General features: G+C 59.1%; 1 pseudogene. It reads right to left on the reverse strand.

What is annotated here, in order from left to right:
- A pseudogene (locus EN869_RS35420) lies at positions 1–131 on the reverse strand (flavin reductase); the annotation flags it as partial.
- Positions 132–403 lie beyond the last annotated feature (272 nt).

Raw genomic sequence — 403 nt, forward strand, 5'->3', positions numbered from 1 at the left:
GAGCAGGCGGCGATCACTGTGGCACCCCTTTTGCCCGACGGGCCGTCGGTGGTCACCACATGCACATGGCCGGCAAAATGCGCCATCGCATCACGATAGGCCTGTGGCCCGATGTCATTGATCTTCAGCACGCGATGATCCACCTGTAAAAAACCAGCCCGTTATATATGGCGGCATATAGCATGCCACAAGTTGCCTAGCATGGGCGAAGCGCTTGACCGCAATCCTGAAATTCGCGTGTTGCACCGACCTTAGCCAGCCTTTAGGTCTTTGCTGGAATAGTGCCGAACCATACTCCCGGCACGGAGGACCTCTTCGCCCGACTGCGCCTTCTCACGATGACTTTAGCCGCTCTGCTTTCGCTGGCCGCGAGCGTCCACGCCGAGACGCTGGTTGGCGTCGC

This window comes from Mesorhizobium sp. M2D.F.Ca.ET.226.01.1.1, from assembly GCF_004022705.2.
Taxonomy (GTDB): domain Bacteria; phylum Pseudomonadota; class Alphaproteobacteria; order Rhizobiales; family Rhizobiaceae; genus Mesorhizobium.